Origin of the sequence: Levilactobacillus muriae, from assembly GCF_045862015.1 — a bacterium.
GTDB lineage: Bacteria > Bacillota > Bacilli > Lactobacillales > Lactobacillaceae > Levilactobacillus > Levilactobacillus muriae.
This window is the reverse complement of the sequence record NZ_BAAFRU010000003.1, coordinates 66,639-83,329: the sequence shown is the minus strand read 5'-3', so window position 1 is coordinate 83,329 and position 16,691 is coordinate 66,639. Positions and strand designations below refer to the sequence as shown.

General features: G+C 49.8%; 15 protein-coding genes. 2 read left to right on the top strand and 13 right to left on the bottom strand.

The genetic code is table 11. The features are described from left to right. Positions 1-29: 29 nt before the first annotated feature. Positions 30-881 carry a DegV family protein gene (locus tag ACKTSF_RS02560; protein WP_407886346.1) on the bottom strand — a complete coding sequence of 284 codons (852 nt, stop codon included), beginning with the start codon at positions 879-881 and terminating at the stop codon, positions 30-32. A gap of 166 nt (positions 882-1,047) precedes the next feature. Between ACKTSF_RS02560 and trhA the strand changes: the two genes are divergently transcribed. Then, positions 1,048-1,689: a PAQR family membrane homeostasis protein TrhA gene (gene trhA / locus ACKTSF_RS02555; protein ID WP_407886344.1), complete on the top strand. Its 642-nt coding sequence runs from the start codon at positions 1,048-1,050 to the stop codon at positions 1,687-1,689. Positions 1,690-1,876: 187 nt separating this feature from the next. On the opposite strand, the gene ACKTSF_RS02550 is transcribed toward trhA, so the two are convergent. From ACKTSF_RS02550 to ACKTSF_RS02535, 4 genes are read right to left on the bottom strand one after another with little or no spacing between them, the layout of a single operon-like run. Beyond that, entirely contained in the window at positions 1,877-2,368 is a 492-nt protein-coding gene (locus tag ACKTSF_RS02550; RefSeq protein ID WP_407886342.1) for a dihydrofolate reductase, read from the bottom strand. Positions 2,369-2,387: 19 nt separating this feature from the next. Continuing rightward, on the bottom strand, positions 2,388-3,338 hold the full coding sequence (locus tag ACKTSF_RS02545; RefSeq protein WP_407886340.1) for a thymidylate synthase: 951 nt from the start codon (positions 3,336-3,338) through the stop codon (positions 2,388-2,390). Between the two features lie 12 nt (positions 3,339-3,350). Continuing rightward, positions 3,351-5,243 carry an ABC-F family ATP-binding cassette domain-containing protein gene (locus tag ACKTSF_RS02540; protein ID WP_407886338.1) on the bottom strand — a complete coding sequence of 631 codons (1,893 nt, stop codon included), beginning with the start codon at positions 5,241-5,243 and terminating at the stop codon, positions 3,351-3,353. 28 nt (positions 5,244-5,271) lie between these two features. Beyond that, entirely contained in the window at positions 5,272-6,465 is a 1,194-nt protein-coding gene (locus ACKTSF_RS02535) for a CCA tRNA nucleotidyltransferase (protein ID WP_407886336.1), read from the bottom strand. Positions 6,466-6,708: 243 nt separating this feature from the next. Between ACKTSF_RS02535 and ACKTSF_RS02530 the strand changes: the two genes are divergently transcribed. Beyond that, positions 6,709-7,602, top strand: coding sequence for a YitT family protein (locus ACKTSF_RS02530; protein WP_407886334.1), 894 nt, complete (start codon positions 6,709-6,711; stop codon positions 7,600-7,602). A gap of 126 nt (positions 7,603-7,728) precedes the next feature. Here ACKTSF_RS02530 and ACKTSF_RS02525 read toward each other — a convergent pair whose 3' ends face one another. From ACKTSF_RS02525 to ACKTSF_RS02490, 8 genes are all read right to left on the bottom strand, one after another. Further along, positions 7,729-8,991 carry a tetratricopeptide repeat protein gene (locus tag ACKTSF_RS02525; RefSeq protein WP_407886332.1) on the bottom strand — a complete coding sequence of 421 codons (1,263 nt, stop codon included), beginning with the start codon at positions 8,989-8,991 and terminating at the stop codon, positions 7,729-7,731. Between the two features lie 234 nt (positions 8,992-9,225). Continuing rightward, on the bottom strand, positions 9,226-9,501 hold the full coding sequence (locus tag ACKTSF_RS02520) for an HU family DNA-binding protein (RefSeq protein WP_011667553.1): 276 nt from the start codon (positions 9,499-9,501) through the stop codon (positions 9,226-9,228). A gap of 241 nt (positions 9,502-9,742) precedes the next feature. Continuing rightward, positions 9,743-11,050 (bottom strand): ribosome biogenesis GTPase Der, encoded by a 1,308-nt coding sequence (gene der / locus ACKTSF_RS02515; protein WP_407886329.1) that lies wholly within the window; start codon positions 11,048-11,050, stop codon positions 9,743-9,745. 335 nt (positions 11,051-11,385) lie between these two features. Continuing rightward, complete coding sequence (gene rpsA / locus ACKTSF_RS02510) at positions 11,386-12,699, bottom strand: 30S ribosomal protein S1 (RefSeq protein ID WP_407886327.1); 1,314 nt, start codon at positions 12,697-12,699, stop codon at positions 11,386-11,388. A gap of 79 nt (positions 12,700-12,778) precedes the next feature. Then, positions 12,779-13,459, bottom strand: coding sequence for a (d)CMP kinase (gene cmk / locus ACKTSF_RS02505; RefSeq protein WP_407886325.1), 681 nt, complete (start codon positions 13,457-13,459; stop codon positions 12,779-12,781). Positions 13,460-13,492: 33 nt separating this feature from the next. After that, positions 13,493-14,122 (bottom strand): LysM peptidoglycan-binding domain-containing protein, encoded by a 630-nt coding sequence (locus ACKTSF_RS02500; RefSeq protein ID WP_407886323.1) that lies wholly within the window; start codon positions 14,120-14,122, stop codon positions 13,493-13,495. 71 nt (positions 14,123-14,193) lie between these two features. After that, positions 14,194-15,615 carry a RecQ family ATP-dependent DNA helicase gene (locus tag ACKTSF_RS02495; RefSeq protein WP_407886321.1) on the bottom strand — a complete coding sequence of 474 codons (1,422 nt, stop codon included), beginning with the start codon at positions 15,613-15,615 and terminating at the stop codon, positions 14,194-14,196. Next, complete coding sequence (locus ACKTSF_RS02490; protein ID WP_407886319.1) at positions 15,608-16,648, bottom strand: helix-turn-helix domain-containing protein; 1,041 nt, start codon at positions 16,646-16,648, stop codon at positions 15,608-15,610. Before ACKTSF_RS02490 ends, ACKTSF_RS02495 begins: the two co-directional genes overlap by 8 nt. Positions 16,649-16,691: the final 43 nt, after the last annotated feature.

The window sequence follows — 16,691 nt, the reverse complement described above, 5'->3', positions numbered from 1 at the left end:
GCCGTGCCACCCCTTTTCTCGGTTAACACTTATTTAGTTGGATCAGTGTAGTACATCAATGCGAAGGCGCCTGGGCCGCCATGGGTGGCAATGATGGGAACCGTTTCCCGCACAAGCACGTCCTTATCGGGTAAGATCTCGTGCAAGTGGCCCTGAATCTTATCGATTGACTCGAAGGCTTCCACGTGAGAGATCCCAATAGAGACGATATCCGGTGTCTGCTTGATCTGTTCATAAACTTTGTCAAAGTACCGGTCGATGGTCTTCATACCGCGACCCTTGGCCCGAATCTTCAGTTCACCGCCAGTCACCTGCAAGACGATCTTGATGTTCAACAGGGACGTCAACATACCGGCGGCCCGACTGAGACGACCACCCTTTAAAATATTTTCCAGAGTGACCACGCCCATGAATAGCTTGGTGTGGTCGCGAACGGCCACGGCACGGTCTAAAATAGCCTGTTTTTCGGCACCTTCAGCAGCTAATTTAGCGGCTTCAACCACTTGGAAAGCCATCGCTTGGTCGGTGTACTGTGTGTCAACAACCGTGACATCAGTCTTAGACAACTGTGCAGCCTGTTCGGCGGTGTGCACCGTCCCACTGATAGCCGCTAACATGTTGAAACAGATGACGGAGCTGCCATCTTCGCCCAACTTGTCAAAGGTTTCCACGAACTTGCCCAATGGTGGCTGGCTCGTCTTCGGCAACGTCTTGGACGTCTTCATCTTTTCAATAAACTCTTGGTTGGTGATTGATTCCCGTTCAACGTAAATGGTGTCATCGATCATGACCGTCAACGGGATAATGGTAATATTGTAATCCTGGATTTGCTGGTCCGTTAGACCAGCAGAAGAATCCGCAACAATTTTAATTTTAGCCATGGGTATCCCACTCTTTCTGACCAGAGATTTTGGTTTATGCTACAATATGCGTAATGGAACATACGGTAATAGTATAGCAGAATTGTTAATTTTTTTCAGTAATTCTACTAACTCGCCACCTGATTATCAGAATTTTCTGATAACAGTCAACGAAGGAGGAATTTGTTTGGAAAAAGAACGGAGTCGCACGTATCAAATTGTCAATGAAGTCCTCAATGCGGTGACCCACGGCATCGGTGCGGCATTAAGCATTGCCGGACTGGTCATTCTGATTCTACAAGCACACAGCGAAGGCGGCAGTCTCAGGATGACCACGTTCCTGGTCTACGGTATCATCCTGGTCTTGTTCTACCTGGCCTCAACGCTGTTCCATGGGTTGTACTTTACCCGCGCAAGTCACGTCTTTCAAATATTTGATCATTGTGCCATTTATCTGTTGATTGCCGGAACCTATACGCCATTTAGTTTGTTAGTTGTTGGCGGTAAACTCGGCTGGTGGATGTTCGGTATCATCTGGGCCATGGCCGTGGCAGGTGTCGTCTACAAAGCCATCTGGCTGGGAAAACTACAGACACTCTCGACCGTCATCTACGTGGTCATGGGCTGGATGTGCCTGATGGGTATCGTTCCACTGTTCCGCGGCCTTGGTCCGGTTGGTTTTACACTGCTCTTCTTCGGTGGCGTTGCCTTCACGCTGGGCGCCGTCATTTATAGCTTCAAAGGGGTTCCGTTCGGCCACGTCATCTGGCACCTCTTCGTCATGCTGGGTACAGGCTTGATGTACTTCTCGATTCTGTTCTACGCCTAAATTTGGCGAACGGTTAGCCGGCTGGTTTAGACGATGTAACTACCATTCAGGGCACTATTCCTACTGTGCAGCGGGTTATGCTAACATTTCATCTTTCAACCTTTTGCTAACAACTATAAAAGACGTTGTCCACGCCCTTCAATTACAATTGAGGGGCACTGGCACAACGTCTTTTCGTTTACATTTTTTACCGCCGTTGATACTGTTCAAAGTGGTAGTCGTAAGGGTTCTTATCATTACGAACACCCGGCTGTGTCGCAATCAACTGGAACTTTTCATAGTCAATCACCGGCATCCAGGTGTCGCCGGTAAAGTTAGCATCAATCACCGTTCGATACAGGAAGTCCACGTCGTCTTGTAAGCCCACGAATAACTGGGCCCCACCGACAACAAAAATCTTATCGTCAGGATGCGCCATCGCGTAGGTACGCACGGCGTCCAACGAATCCAACACGATGACCGTATCGGGAAAGTTGCTGGCCGGTTGATGCGTCACCACAATATTTTGTCGGTTCGGTAACGGTCGGCCGAAGGAGCTGTACGTCCGTGACCCTGCCACAATCGTGTTGCCCGTCGTGACCGTCTTGAAGAAGTGCATGTCAGCTGGAAGGTGCCACGGCAATTGCCCATTTTGGCCAATCACACCGTTATGCCCTTCCGCCCAGAGAAAGATTAACATGGCTGTGCCTCCAATCTGGCTAGACGGCGACCGGCGCTTTGATGGCCGGTGCCGGGTCGTAGCCTGTGACTTTAATGTCCGCCATTTCGTAATCAAAGATACTCGACTTATCTGGATTCAACCACAGTTGTGGCGCTGCCTTAGGTGTCCGAGCCAATTGGGTTGTGATCTGTTCGATATGATTGCTATAGATATGCGCGTCGCCCAAGGTATGGACAAAGTCGCCCACTTCCAGGCCCACTTCCTTAGCAATCAGGGAGGTCAACAAGGCATAACTCGCAATGTTAAACGGTACACCCAGGAAAATATCCCCGCTACGTTGATAGAGCTGACAACTCAGCTTGCCATCGTTCACATAGAACTGGAACAAGGTGTGGCACGGTGGTAATGCCATGGATGGCACATCAGCCGGATTCCACGCCGAGACGATCATGCGCCGGGAATCAGGATGGGTTCGCAGCGTGTCGATAACGTTTGCAATTTGATCGATCGTTTCACCATTTTTCCCTTGCCAGGCGCGCCACTGACTACCGTAGACTAGACCTAGATCACCGTAGTGGTCGCCAAAGGCTTGATCGTTCAGGATTCGGTCGTCAAAGGCGGTCTTCTCCGCCTGGTATTGCTGATTAAAGTCGGCATCGACCAGTGAACGGCGGCCGAAATCAGTCATATCGGGGCCATGGTAGTCGGAACTTTCGATGAACCGCTGGAAGGCCCATTCGTCCCAGATGTGATTGTGGTGTTGTAGAAGAAACCGAATGTTCGTATCACCCTTCAGGAACCACAGTAATTCTGATTTAATCAAACCAAAGGGAACCTTTTTCGTGGTTAACAATGGAAATCCCTCTTGTAAATTGAACCGCATTTGATAACCAAACAAGCTCAATGTCCCAGTTCCCGTACGGTCTGACTTGCGATGGCCCTCGTTTAAAACCTTCTTGGCTAAGTCTAAATAAGCATCTTCTAGCATTCTGGTCGTCTCCTATTCCGCGTACGCGCTAAGATATTCCCAACGTTCCATCTTCTCATCGAGTTGTTTATCGAGATCATCGAGTTGGGCTTGTAGATCGGCTAGCTTGTCGTAGTTCGCACCATTGGCATTCATAGCCGTTTGGACTTCCGCTTTCTGACTCTCAAGGCCGTCGATCACCGCCTCAATCCCTTCCCACTCCTTCTGTTCGGCGTAGGTCAGTTTCACTTTTTTCTTAGGTGCGGCCGGTGTATCGTCAGTGGGTTTGGCTTTTTCCTTTGCTGGCTTGGTTTTCGCTTTGCTGGCCTTCTGAGCGTCATCCAAATAGGTACTGAATTGTCCAGAGTACCGATCAATTTGTCCATTGCCCTCAAAGATCAACAACCGATCGGCTACTTTATCCAGGAAGTACCGGTCATGAGAAACCGTAATCACAGTCCCGGCAAATTGGGAAATATAGTCTTCCAGAACGGTCAACGTACTGATATCCAGATCGTTCGTTGGTTCGTCTAAGAGCAGTACATTAGGCTGTTCCATCAACAACTTCAGTAAATATAGCCGTCGCTTCTCACCACCGGAAAGCTTACGAATCAAGGTGCCGTGCATGAACCGTGGAAAGAGAAATTGTTCCAGTAATTCAGCAACGCTGACTGAATCCCCAGCTTTATCGGTCACATTCTGACCAACTTCAGACAGATAACTAATCATCCGTTTATCCTCAGGAATTGGTTCGATTTGTTGCGTGTAATAAGCCATTTTGACCGTTTCACCAATGGTCACGATGCCAGAATCCAAAGGCAATCGTTGTGCAATCACATTTAACAGACTGGATTTACCGGCACCATTCTCTCCACTAATCCCAATGCGTTCGCCACCCTGAATCAGGTCGCTAAAGTCTTTGAGAATCGTGTGCCCCCCCAGAGACAAGTTGGCATCCTTGAGTTCGATGACCTTCTTGCCTAGGCGTTGCTGTCCCAACGAGATGGCCACGTTGTTTTGAACCTGACGAGTGCCAACGTTGCTGGCAATGTCGTTGAACCGATTGATTCGGGCCTGTTGCTTAGTCGAACGCGCCTTAGCACCCGCTTTCATCCAAGCCAGTTCCTTTTTGTACAGCTGTTGTTGCTTTTGGTCAGCATCGGCCTCCTGGCTGACACGTTCCGCCTTTTCCTGTACGTAGGCTTGGTAGTTGCCCGGATACTGGTAAAGCTTTCCGAAGTCGAGTTCCCAAATTTGGTTGGCAATTTGATCCAAGAAGTACCGATCATGGGTAACGACCAGCAAGGCCCCTTTATAGCTGGTTAAATACTGTTGTAACCAGGCAATGGAATCGAAATCCAAATGGTTGGTTGGTTCGTCCAATAAGAGTAGATCAGGCGATTGAATCAGCACCTGTGCTAGACCGACCCGCTTGATCTGCCCACCGGACATGGTCTTAATGGACTGCGAGAGGTCGGTAATCTTCAATTGGGTTAGAATTGTCTTCACGTCACTCTCGGCGGTCCAGGCTTCTTCTTCGTTCATCTGCGCTTCAGCATCTAAATAACGTTGCTGGGCCTTGGCATCTTCAGGATGGGCCCCATAAGCTGCCAGCGCCGCTTCATAGCGTCGAATCGTGGCGAAGACAGGCTGATCACCAGAGAACACGGCATCCATCACTGTCAGGTTTTCATCGAGATCGGGTTGCTGTGTCAGGTAGCCGATGGAATAGTCCTTGGGTGTTGCGAGTTCGCCGGATTGCTCATTACTGATACCGGCTAAGGTATCCAGCAATGAGGTCTTGCCGCTCCCGTTGACCCCAATCAGACCGATTCGATCGTGTTCGTTAATAATAAAATTCAAATTATCAAATAGGATCTTTTCACCGTAAGTTCGGTGTAAATTTTCTGCGCGTAAGGTTTGCATAGTCTCTTCACTCTCTTAATTAAGATTCTTAAGCAGTTGCTTGAGCCACTAGGGCGTCGTGGGTATTCGCCACGGTCCCAGTAACGACCCCGTATTCTAAGTCGCCCAGAATGGCCCCCAGTTGTGGTCCCGGTTGAATACCGGCTTGCATGAGATCCTTCCCAGTAACGGCCAATTCCTTTTTATGTTGAATCGGTAGCGCCCGCAATTGCGCTGTCAGGGCTGCCAAACGATCTGGAGCCCCTAAAATAACGGCAACCTCGTTGGCTATCGTCATCAGCTCAGCGCCACACTGATAGAGTTGCCAATCGTTCAGCTCACCTTGCAGGAGTATGGTAGCTGTCTTGCTAGTCGTTTGAACGGCATTACTCGTTTGGTTGGCCGTCTTCCAATGTTTCATGAAAGGTGTTATAGCCGTGGTACCTAGCCCAAATTTAGTGACCAGCAACGACCAAGCAGCTGTTTCTGATGAGACACCGTGGACGAGTTGCGTTGTCAGTTCCTTTAAGGCTGTCTCGTGAGACGCAAAGTCTGGGCAATACTGCCACAGTCCTGTGGCCATGAGATCGGTCAGACCGCGTTGGGGCGTCTTCCCTTGGAGCAACTTCAGCAGTTCCACTTGGGTACGTTCAACGGCAATTTTCGTTAGGAGTTGGGCGTGAGCCGTGATCGCGGCTAAGGTATCCGGAACGATTGTAAAGTCCAATTGACTAGCGAACCGGACAGCCCGCATCATCCGCAGGGCATCTTCGTGGAATCGCTCCTGGGCATCACCCACGGCACGAATCTGCTTATTCTGCAGGTCCATCAGGCCATCAAACAGGTCGATGACTTCCCCATTCTCTCGCATGGCTAGTGCGTTGATTGTGAAGTCGCGGCGTTTGAGGTCTTCAGCCAGCGACCGAACAAAGGTCACTTGATCGGGTCGGCGAAAGTCGGTGTAGGTCGATTCTGAGCGAAACGTCGTCGTTTCGTAGCCGGTGCCGTGATCCAGGATCATCACGGTGCCGTGTTCGATCCCGGTGTCAACCGTCCGCTTGAAGAGGCGCTTGATCTCATCGGGATAGGCACTGGTGGCGATATCGACGTCGTGAATGGCCTTACCCAGGATGGTGTCCCGCACGCTGCCGCCGACGAAGTAGGCTTCATAACCAGCCTGCTCAATGGTCTGTAAGACTGGCCGCGCATGTTCAAATTCTTCTGGTAATTGTTCCAACTTCATGTTTAATTCACCTTTCGCCGGCTGAAATAGCCGATCGTTCTACGCACTTAGCCTGACCGAAAACTAGATGACGCCTCATTAACTATGGTCAGTCAGGCAGTGTGCTCTATATGCCAGTCTAACAGATTCCAAGAGAGAATTGAATTCAAAGTCACTACTCCCTTGCGAGTTTCTCGCCTGTTAACGCTTTCGCTGTGCTATGATAGAAAAGTAAAAATTTAATTTTGGTTAGGAGAGAACGTCATGACACAAGTTAAGGACGAATCTATCCGGCTGATTGACCTATTGATGATTGGGATTGGGTGTGCCACCATGGCTTTTAGCCTGGTGTTCTTCAACATCGCCAACAATTTGGCGGACGGTGGGATCTCCGGGATCACGCTGATTTTTCGCGCGCTGTTTCACTTGGACCCGGCCTATTCAACAATTTTGATTAACGCGCCGTTATTGTTGATTGGGTACCGATTCTTAGGACGGCAATCCCTGATTTATACCATTTATGGTACGGCCATGCTGGCCCTATTTCTGTGGATCTGGCAACGCGTGCCGTTCGCAATCGACCTCCACCACGACCTCTTGCTTGCGTCCCTGGCAGCTGGGCTAACTGGTGGATTGGGCTCTGGTCTTCTCTACCGGTATGGCGGGACCACGGGTGGAACCGACATTGTTGCGCGAATCATGGAGCGCTTCTACGGGGTCCCCATGGGCCAAACATTGCTGTGGCTGGACGTCGTGATCCTCTTAATTTCATTGGTCTACATCGACATCCAACACATGGCCTACACCTTGATTTATTCCTACGTATTCGCCCGGCTCGTGAATTTCACGCAGGAAGGAGCCTATGCCGCTCGCGGAATCATTATTGTTTCTGATCAGTACCAGGAAATCACGGACAGTATCATGGATGAACTGCAACGTGGTGTGAGCCTAGTCAGTGGTGAAGGTGGATACTCACACAAGCCACGCCAAATGATCTACGTCGTGGTTGCGCCTAGTGAACTTCACCGGTTACGTCAAATCATTGCACGGCACGATTCGAAAGCCTTTGTATCCGTCATCAACGTAAATGAGGCTTTGGGTGAAGGTTTTTCATTTGCCCGACCGAAGAAGAACTTTCTCAGCAAGTTCAAGCCTTAGAGCTGGGTTGGCAACCGCGGGTTTTGCGGTTGCTTTTTTGATAGGTTGCAAGTTAAAGTAATTATTGTGTGCTCGATCAAGTAAAAAAGAATGATCCACCGGAACCATTCTTTCTTAAACGCATTCTTAGATATCTTGATAGCCTTCCAGCATCACTGCCATCTCACCATCGTCTGGTACAACCTTCAAATAAGCCTGAAGCAACTTGATGACCTGGTCGCTGGCTCCTTCTTCACGGTAAAAGTAGATGGCCGGCTTCAGGAAGTCTGGCTGATCCATGAAGAACGGTGCTGCCGCGTCGTAGTATTTCCGCGCTCCGGCGAAGTCTTCTTGATGGTTAGCCGTGACCGCTAAGTTCCAGTATAACTGCGGATCGGCATCTTCAGCCTTTACATATGGCTTGGCTAAGGCTTCGTTCTCGTCCCACCGTTCTTGTTTGACGTAGAGATTACTCAATTGAATCACTGCAGCAAGATCATCACTGTCGAGCTCGTGGCCCTTCTTCAGATACTTCTCAGCCATGGCCTCATCGTCCAATTTTGTGGCCACGTGGGCCGCCTGAAGCCAGAGCTTCTCATTATACTGATCAACGCCCAGACCCTCTTGTAAGGCAGTCAGCGCCTCTGGTAGGCGGTTCTCCTGCTCCAACGCTTGGCCCAAGTATGGGTAAAGCGAGGTGTAGTGTTCATCGCTGTCCTTCAACTCATTAAAGAGAGTGATGGCCTCAGTTCGCTCCTTGAGTTGCAGGTAGGTAAAGGCCGTCTCGAATTTCACATCTGGCGTCATATCACCGGTATGAATCTGCTTGAGGTAGCCAATGGCCTGCTCAAAACGCCCAGCATTGGCATAGGCCACGCCGAGCCGTTCCACCAGATTAACCTTGGAGAACTCAGTCGTACCAGCCGTAATCAGGTCCAAATACAGCGGTATAGCCTTTCTAAACTCGCGCATGGTATTGTAGAGTTCGGCCAGGGCAAAGGTGATGACGGGCTCGTCAGGGGCCAATTTCTTGGCCGTCAATAATTTCTGTTCACTGACCTCGAAGAGCTCTTGCGTCTGGTAAAGATCAGCCGCTACCATCAAGGCTTCCACGTAGGCCGGTGAATCCGGACTAACTTGATTCAGGTAGTCCAGGGCCTCGTCATTTTTGTCTTCATCGATAGCAATGTCGGCCAGATTCGTACGCAATTCATCTTCATCAGGATATTTCTTCAAAAGCTTCTCGTAGATCCGTCGTGACTGATTCAAGAACCCTAGGGAGTAGAGCTCCTCGCCCAGGCTAAACAGGGTATCATCGTCATCGTGACGCAGTGACAAAGCATACTGCTTCTTGAAGTCTTCGAGCTGTCCTTTTTCCAATTGATCGAGTGCCGTTTGTGCGTAACTCATAACCCGCCTCCATTTAATTCACTGTTAGATGCTGCGCCGCTACGCCTGGATTTGACGTGGGCGCAACACGGTTTCATTTTGTTAAATTCACTAAAATTGACAACGCATTTTATTATACGCAATCCCCTCAAACATGGAAACCATAAACACTCGGCCATCACAAATTTTGGATAATAAAAAACCAGTCCGACAATTGCCGACCTGGCCCTTTACCCGTTAAATAATTAATTGTAATTACTTAACAGCATCCTTTAAAGCTTTACCTGGCTTGAATGCAGGTACTTTGCTTGCTGGGATTTGGATTTCTTGTCCAGTTTGTGGGTTACGGCCCTTACGAGCTGCACGTTCACGTACTTCAAAGTTACCAAAGCCGATCAATTGAACCTTTTCGCCTTTTGCTAACGTTGCTTGGACAGAATCGAATACTGCATCAACTGCAGCAGTTGCGTCCTTTTTAGTTAAACCAGTTGCAGTTGCAACGTCGCTAACCAATTGTGCTTTGTTTGCCATGTTTGAATTCACCTCCTGCAATGAAGATTAGATGAATGCCATCTAGTAGTCATTTTTGAGTGGTCCAAAAATGATGAAACAAATACGGTCAACCGCATCATTTCTTAATCAAAGATAGCACAGGAAGCCTTATATGACAAGGGATAACGCCATTTTTTAGCAATTATCCCGTAAGATTTATGATTTTCGACGAAAAATGGACCAAAAACAGCCTTAGAGTAAGTCGAAAGCGCTTTTTTTACTATTTTCGTGCCCGTTCGATCAGATGGATCGGCGTGCCCTCAAAATCGAAATGTTCCCGGATTTGGTTCTCCAAGAAACGTTCGTAAGAGAAATGCATCATCTTTGGATCGTTAACGAAGACCACAAAAGTTGGCGGTGCAACAGCCACTTGGGTCGCGTAGTAAACACGCAGCCGCTTCCCATTATCGGATGGCGTTGGATTCAGGGCAATTGCGTCCATGATGACGTCGTTCAAGGTAGCGGATTGTACCCGCTTGTTGTGGTTCTCAGAGACCCGTTTGATCATTTCAGGCAACTGTTCGAGCCGTTGTCCCGTCTTCGCCGAAACGAAGATGATTGGCGCGTAGCTCAAATATTGGAACTCGATACGAATCAGGTTTTCAAAGTCCGTCAACGTGTGGTTATCCTTCTTCAGAGTATCCCACTTGTTGACCAAGATAATGATCCCCCGGCCAGCCTCATGGGCGTAACCGGCAACCCGCTTATCTTGCTCCCGAATTCCTTCTTCGGCATTCATCACCATCAGGACGACGTCGGAATTGTCAATGGCCCGCATAGCCCGCATCACACTGTATTTTTCAGTGTTTTCGTAGACCTTACCACGCTTACGAATCCCGGCCGTATCGACCATGGTGAATTCGGTATCGTCAGCGGTAAACTTCGTATCAATGGCATCACGAGTGGTCCCGGCCACGTCAGAGACGATAACTCGGTCTTCGCCCAAAATAGCGTTGACCAAAGAGGACTTCCCGACGTTGGGCCGGCCGATCAGACTAAAGCGAATAGTATCGTCCTTAGGTGCACCGGTATCGTCAGGGAATTCCTTAACGACAGCATCCAGCAAGTCACCCAAGCCCAACCCATGGGCCCCAGAAACGGGGTATGGATCGCCCAATCCCAAAGAATAAAAGTCATAAATAGACTCCCGTACTTCGGGGTTATCAGCCTTGTTGACCGCTAAGAGAACCGGCTTGTTCGCCCGGTACAGGATTTTAGCCACGTTTTCATCGGCATCGGTAACTCCTTCAGGCGCACTCGTAATAAAGACGATGACGTCGGCTTCTTCGATGGCGATTTCCGCCTGTTGCGTAATCTGTGTGATGAATGGTTCGTCACTGAGGTCAATCCCCCCAGTATCGATCATTCGAAATTCAGTTCCCAGCCACTCGGCACGCGTATAGATTCGATCACGCGTAACCCCTGGGGTATCTTCAACGATTGAGATTCGTTCACCGGCGATCCGGTTGAACAGGGTCGATTTACCAACATTAGGACGACCCACGATTGCGACTACGGGATAAGCCACGACAAATCCCTCCTTTTTCAAATCAATTTAATTTTTAGTACGGGCAACTTGGCTATTACTGACGCCTTCACGGCTAACACCAACCTAACCCGTCACCTAATGACAATAACAGCTCATGGGGCAACGAACACCCACTCTTGGCGGATGCCATTGCCCACAAGAGTCATAGTCTACACGATAATCGGTTAACTGTCAAAACTGACGACCACCGCATGCCCAACTGAACCGTCATTTTTAGACCCGTTAGGTGGACGACTGAAACTCCATGATGACATGAAAAGGGTTTGGAGCGAACCAACAAAGTTCCGCGCCAAACCCTTCTTCAACCAAACGTATTACTTGTTTTCGTTGTCTTCCATGTCCTTCTTCAGGCTGTCCCCAATGAGGTCACCTAAAGAGAAACCAGTGCTTTCTTCTGGGGCGTTAGCCGTTGAAGTTTCAGCAGAGTTCCGGTTGTTACGACGACGGTTGTTGTTACCACCGTTGTTGTTCCGGCTCCGGTTGTTGTTCGTATTGCTACTGTGGCTTTCGGAAGCTTCGTCACCAGATTGTGGCTTTTCTTCCAAGGCCTTGATAGACAATGCCAAACGGTGGTCATCTGGACGTACATCCAAGACCTTAACCTTGATTTCTTGACCAACCTTCAAAACGTCAGCAGGCGTTGCGATGTGTTGGTGAGAGATTTGGGAAATGTGAACTAAACCTTCAACGCCAGGGAACACTTCAACGAAGGCCCCAAAGCTAGTCAAACGCTTAACAGTTCCGTCTAAGACGCTACCTTGTGGTGCCTTTTCTTCAATACCATCCCAAGGTTCTGGTAAGGTTTGCTTGATAGAAAGGGAGATCCGGTCGCGGTCAGTATCAACAGATAAGACCTTAACCTTAACTTCTTGGCCCACCTTTAAGACATCACTAGGCTTTTCAACCCGTTCAAAAGCGATTTCTGAAACGTGAACTAAACCATCAACACCACCAAGGTCGACGAAGGCACCAAAGTTGGTCAAACGTGCAACCTTACCTTCGACAACATCACCAGCAGTCAACTTAGCCATGATTTCAGCCTTTTGTGCTGCGCGTTCCTTTTCAACCAATGCACGGTGAGAAAGAATCAGACGGTTTTCGCTAGGTTCGATTTCGACAATCTTGAATTCCAGGGTTTGGCCCTTGAATTGAGATAAGTCTTCAACGAAGTGATCTGATACCATAGATGCAGGAACGAATCCACGCACACCGGCATCAACGACTAACCCACCCTTAACCACTTGGGTAACGGGTGCAGTCAACGTGTGACCTGCTTCGAATTCCTTTTGGATGTCGTCCCAAACCTTGCGGGCTTCCAAACGACGTTGTGACAGTAAGTAACTGCCGCCTTCCTTGTCAGTACCAATACGAGAAATTACGACGAGGTCCATAACGTCCCCGACTTTAATTACAGAATTAATATCATCAACTGGCTTCGTGGAAAGTTCCTTCTTTGGAACAACCCCTTCAATACCAGTATCAGCAATACCGACGATTGCTTGTTGGTCGTCATCGATCGTTAAGACTTCACCCTTAACGACGTCACCGACTTTAACGTTATCGATGCTGTTTAAAGCATCTAATAATTCGTTATTTTCATTGTTTTGACTCGTGCCATTTTCACTCATGCGAATTTTTCCTCCTTGCGACAACTCTAAATACCATTTTAGCTGATTATGCTGTTAAAAGCTAGTAAAAAGCCCATTTCTATAGGGATTCTTTTTCTTGGATGATTTCAGCGATGCGATCAGCCACTTCTTGGATGGACATGGACGTCGTATCAAGCCGAATTGCGTCTTCTGCCTGAGTCAGTGGTGAGATCTTTCGGGTCGAGTCTTTTCGATCTCGTTCTTCAATCTCAATCTTCAACGTCTCAAGTGGTGTATCGATTCCCTTGGCGGCGTTATCCTTCAACCGACGTTCAGCCCGCTCTTCAACACTTGCAACTAAGAAGATCTTAACCTCGGCACGTGGCAACACAGTTGAGCCAATATCGCGACCATCCATAACGATTCCGCCGGCGTCGGCAATCTGTCGTTGGCGTTCCGTCAATTCAGCTCGAACAGCTGCTTGGGCTGAAATCTGTGATACAGCGTTCGTCACGTCCGGTTGGCGAATTGCCAAGGTGACCTCGGTATCGTCAACGAAGACCTTTTGAACGGGAGTCCCGGGTTCAAAACGAATTGTGATCTGATCCAGAAGGCCCTTCACCGCAGCCTCATCGTCTAACGCCACGCCCGCTTGTAAGACTTTCCACGTAATTGCGCGGTACATGGCACCCGTATCACAGTATATGTAGTGAAAACGCTGCGCAACAATTTTTGCCACCGTACTCTTCCCAGCCGAGGCTGGACCATCAATGGCAACCTGTAATCCTTGTTTATCCATCAAACCAAACTCCCTATAAATTGAAATTAAATCCTACTTTACACGTAACTTTTGACCAGGGTGCAATGCAGCACCTGAAGACAGGCCATTTAATTCAAGCAACTTATTAACCGAAATCCCGGCATTCGTCGCGACCCGGTAGACCCCTTGGCCGGATTCGACAGTCGCGTACTTTTCACCGGCAGTACTGCTTGAACTGGTGCTACTACTGGTTGCACTACTGCTGGTAGCAGCAGAACCACTGTGACTAGTGGTAGCCGAAGAACTGCTAGTCGTCTTAGCCGAACTAGCAGTCGTGGTAGATGTCGTTGATTTTTTGTGGCTTGTTGAAGCAGCTTGCTTCTTCGATGACGCCTTGCTTGATGATTTATGGGAGCTCTTGGCCTTCTTGGAGGACGAACTAGACGAACTAGCCGCGACCTTCTCGGTATTTTGAGGCCGGTTGACCGCACTTTGACGGGCTAGGCCGTAGACCAACGAGGCTGCCGCAATCACAATGATAATGGCCACCAGAATGATCGTAACCATGGTATTGCTATGATTTTGTCGCCGCATTTTCGTTCGTGACAGGTTTCCCTGATCGTCGCGATCATCGGCAAATGTGGAATCCCATGGATGGGACTCCTGTTTTTTCGACGTTTGATCGTCACGCTTTTGACTCATCATCTAACCTCCCTGAAAAACTTTCAACCGTAATTGTACCATACCAGCTGAGCGAATTCTCTAAATTCTTCTTAAAATAACCGGTGTAGTCGCACGACCCAGTCCTCATCTGGAGCTGTCGGAGCGGCTTGGTTCGACACCAGTAGGCCTAACTGGCCAAGATTCAGGGACATCCCCGCCGGTGCACAACACTGTTCATGGTGGGCTGGGCTCTGCTCGTCAAATGCTGCAAGCCAGTTTTGCCGTAAGCAGTGTGCTTCTCGCACGTACTTCAGCATCTGTGCCAGTGCACGGTTCCGTTCTCGCTCCCGACGACTAAACAGCTTGACGACTGCCGCCTCACTAATGCCATGCCGCTTGTAGAATGCCAACAGGGCAATCGCCGCATCATCCTCGCTGAATGCCTGTGGTCGTGCATAGTACCGATGGATGGTCTCCGGCTCCGGTCGATTAGCTTGTCCCAGCATCAATGGGAGTTGCTCATCCCCACTGGCATATAGCAGAATGGCCACGCTTGGTAGACCATCCCGTCCAGCGCGCCCAATCTCCTGGGCATAGCTCTCAAAATCAGCTGGTAAGTGGTAATGGATGACGTAGCGGACATCATTCTTATCGATGCCCATGCCAAACGCACTGGTCGCACAGATGACGTCAAGTTGCCCAGCCATGAACTGTTGCTGAATCTTGAAGCGATCCTCACTGCTCAATCCGGCATGGTACGCCGCCGCCTTCACCCCCGCCAGCTGTTGCAGAGCCAATGCCGTATCACTAGCCTGCTGCTTACTGGAAAAGTACACGACCCCCGGTCCTTGGAGCTGACCGACCAACGCCGTCAACCGTTCCTGTTTCTCCGACTCGTCAGCGACCTGCTCCACGTCGAGAAAAATATTGGGCCGGTCGACGGATTCCGCCACAATTTTGGGCTGACTCCGTAACTGTTTGGCAATTTCCTGACGCGTCGTCTGCCCCGCAGTCGCCGTCAGCATTAACGTTAACGGCAGCTGTAACTGCGTTCTAATAGCCCCAAGTAACAGGTATTCCGGTCGAAAATCCGGTCCCCACTGTACAATGCAATGGGCCTCATCAATCACTAACAGACTCAGTTTAAGCTGCTTGATCTGTGCCAACATCTGCGGTTGCGCCAACATTTCCGGTGACATGAAGAGAAATTGGTAGTCTCCGAGATGGCGCATAATCAGTTGCCGTTCCGTATAACCCGTCAGTGAATTAATCGCTGCCACTCGCTTAAATCCTGCCATGCGCATCCGGTCAACCTGATCGTTCATCAGCGACAGTAACGGCGAAATAATCAGCACGCATCCCGGATGACGGTACCCATACAGCTGATAAATCAGCGTCTTACCGGCACCCGTGGGCAGCACAGCCAACGTGTCCTGCCCCGCCTCGAGTGACGTGAGCGCCGCCTGCTGGCCTTCTCTAAATTTTGTAAAACCAAATACCTTTTCTAAACTTGTCGTTAAGGGCTCAAGCATCCCCCACACCTCGCTTATCACACCAAATGGCGTAGAGTCGAAAATCAAAAAAAGAGTAACGGTCCTGGAGCTCTTGGGGCAATGCCGTGTACTGCCAAACATCGATTGGTCCCGTCAGATGCGTCGCAAACGCCGCCCGCATCGCTGACGTCAATAGCCAGTCATAGGGAAATTGCGTGAGGGGTAACAGGATTGCCGCCTCCAGTAAATGCTCCCGTGCTGTTCCCGGCTTAATTTGTCGTATCGTCGCAATCTGTTCCACCCGCCGTCCCTGTGACACCGCCGCTAGAGTCTGCTGCGCACTGCGCGTCACTGGCGACTGCCACAACGACCGAAATAATGTGCCCAACGGATGCTCGGGATCCCGGGCATCCTGAGCAATCTGCATAACCCCGTCAAACTGCATCAACGTTACCGACCAAGACGTTCTTCGCTGTGCCCGTGCAATCTGATCTGCCGTGAGGCCCGGTTGCGCGTACCCCGTAAACAGATCCGTGACAACACTCGCAGTTGCAGGTGGCAATTTTTCTAGGCTGCTTTTCAAGGCATTGAACACTTGTTCCGGTAGCTGAGAATTCTTACTTTGATGAAACCAATTCCGTACCGCTTGGCGTGTCTCCAGATCCGTTGCCAAGGGATAATAGCGTTTAGCCGAGTGCGCATACTGACTGACAACCTGCACGGCTAATAGGAGGCGTTGTCGCGCGGCCAACAGATCTAGCATCCCCCAATCGGCCCACGTCTGCGGGTGTTCAGTCGTCTTTGCCTGCTCGACTACCCCAGCTGCAGTCAGACGAACCTGATCGGGGGTCTCACCGGTCTCGACCCATCCCTGCTTAAGCAACGTCTGGGTCGGCGCATCCAAAGCGCCCCGCACCATTTTCTTATCTAAAGCAATCAGGTAGAGTAATCGGTAGCGCAGCCCCCAGTACAGTGTCGACACCGTCTTCTTCTCTCGCAGGAGATTCTCGATCACCCGCAAACGGCGAAATTGTTGGTGATCGAGTAACCCTAATAAGTCCGCCGCTTCCATGGCTACGCTTCCCTTCCGTTACAAGTCTGCACCTAGTTTACCA

Coding starts and splice junctions, on each gene's coding strand:
- ACKTSF_RS02560 (WP_407886346.1), bottom strand. CDS start 881: ATGGCTAAAATTAAAATTGTTGCGGATTCTTCTGCTGGTCTAACGGAC.
- ACKTSF_RS02550 (WP_407886342.1), bottom strand. CDS start 2,368: ATGTTAATCTTTCTCTGGGCGGAAGGGCATAACGGTGTGATTGGCCAA.
- ACKTSF_RS02545 (WP_407886340.1), bottom strand. CDS start 3,338: ATGCTAGAAGATGCTTATTTAGACTTAGCCAAGAAGGTTTTAAACGAG.
- ACKTSF_RS02540 (WP_407886338.1), bottom strand. CDS start 5,243: ATGCAAACCTTACGCGCAGAAAATTTACACCGAACTTACGGTGAAAAG.
- ACKTSF_RS02535 (WP_407886336.1), bottom strand. CDS start 6,465: ATGAAGTTGGAACAATTACCAGAAGAATTTGAACATGCGCGGCCAGTC.
- ACKTSF_RS02530 (WP_407886334.1), top strand. CDS start 6,709: ATGACACAAGTTAAGGACGAATCTATCCGGCTGATTGACCTATTGATG.
- ACKTSF_RS02525 (WP_407886332.1), bottom strand. CDS start 8,991: ATGAGTTACGCACAAACGGCACTCGATCAATTGGAAAAAGGACAGCTC.
- ACKTSF_RS02520 (WP_011667553.1), bottom strand. CDS start 9,501: ATGGCAAACAAAGCACAATTGGTTAGCGACGTTGCAACTGCAACTGGT.
- rpsA (WP_407886327.1), bottom strand. CDS start 12,699: ATGAGTGAAAATGGCACGAGTCAAAACAATGAAAATAACGAATTATTA.
- cmk (WP_407886325.1), bottom strand. CDS start 13,459: ATGGATAAACAAGGATTACAGGTTGCCATTGATGGTCCAGCCTCGGCT.
- ACKTSF_RS02500 (WP_407886323.1), bottom strand. CDS start 14,122: ATGAGTCAAAAGCGTGACGATCAAACGTCGAAAAAACAGGAGTCCCAT.
- ACKTSF_RS02495 (WP_407886321.1), bottom strand. CDS start 15,615: ATGCTTGAGCCCTTAACGACAAGTTTAGAAAAGGTATTTGGTTTTACA.
- ACKTSF_RS02490 (WP_407886319.1), bottom strand. CDS start 16,648: ATGGAAGCGGCGGACTTATTAGGGTTACTCGATCACCAACAATTTCGC.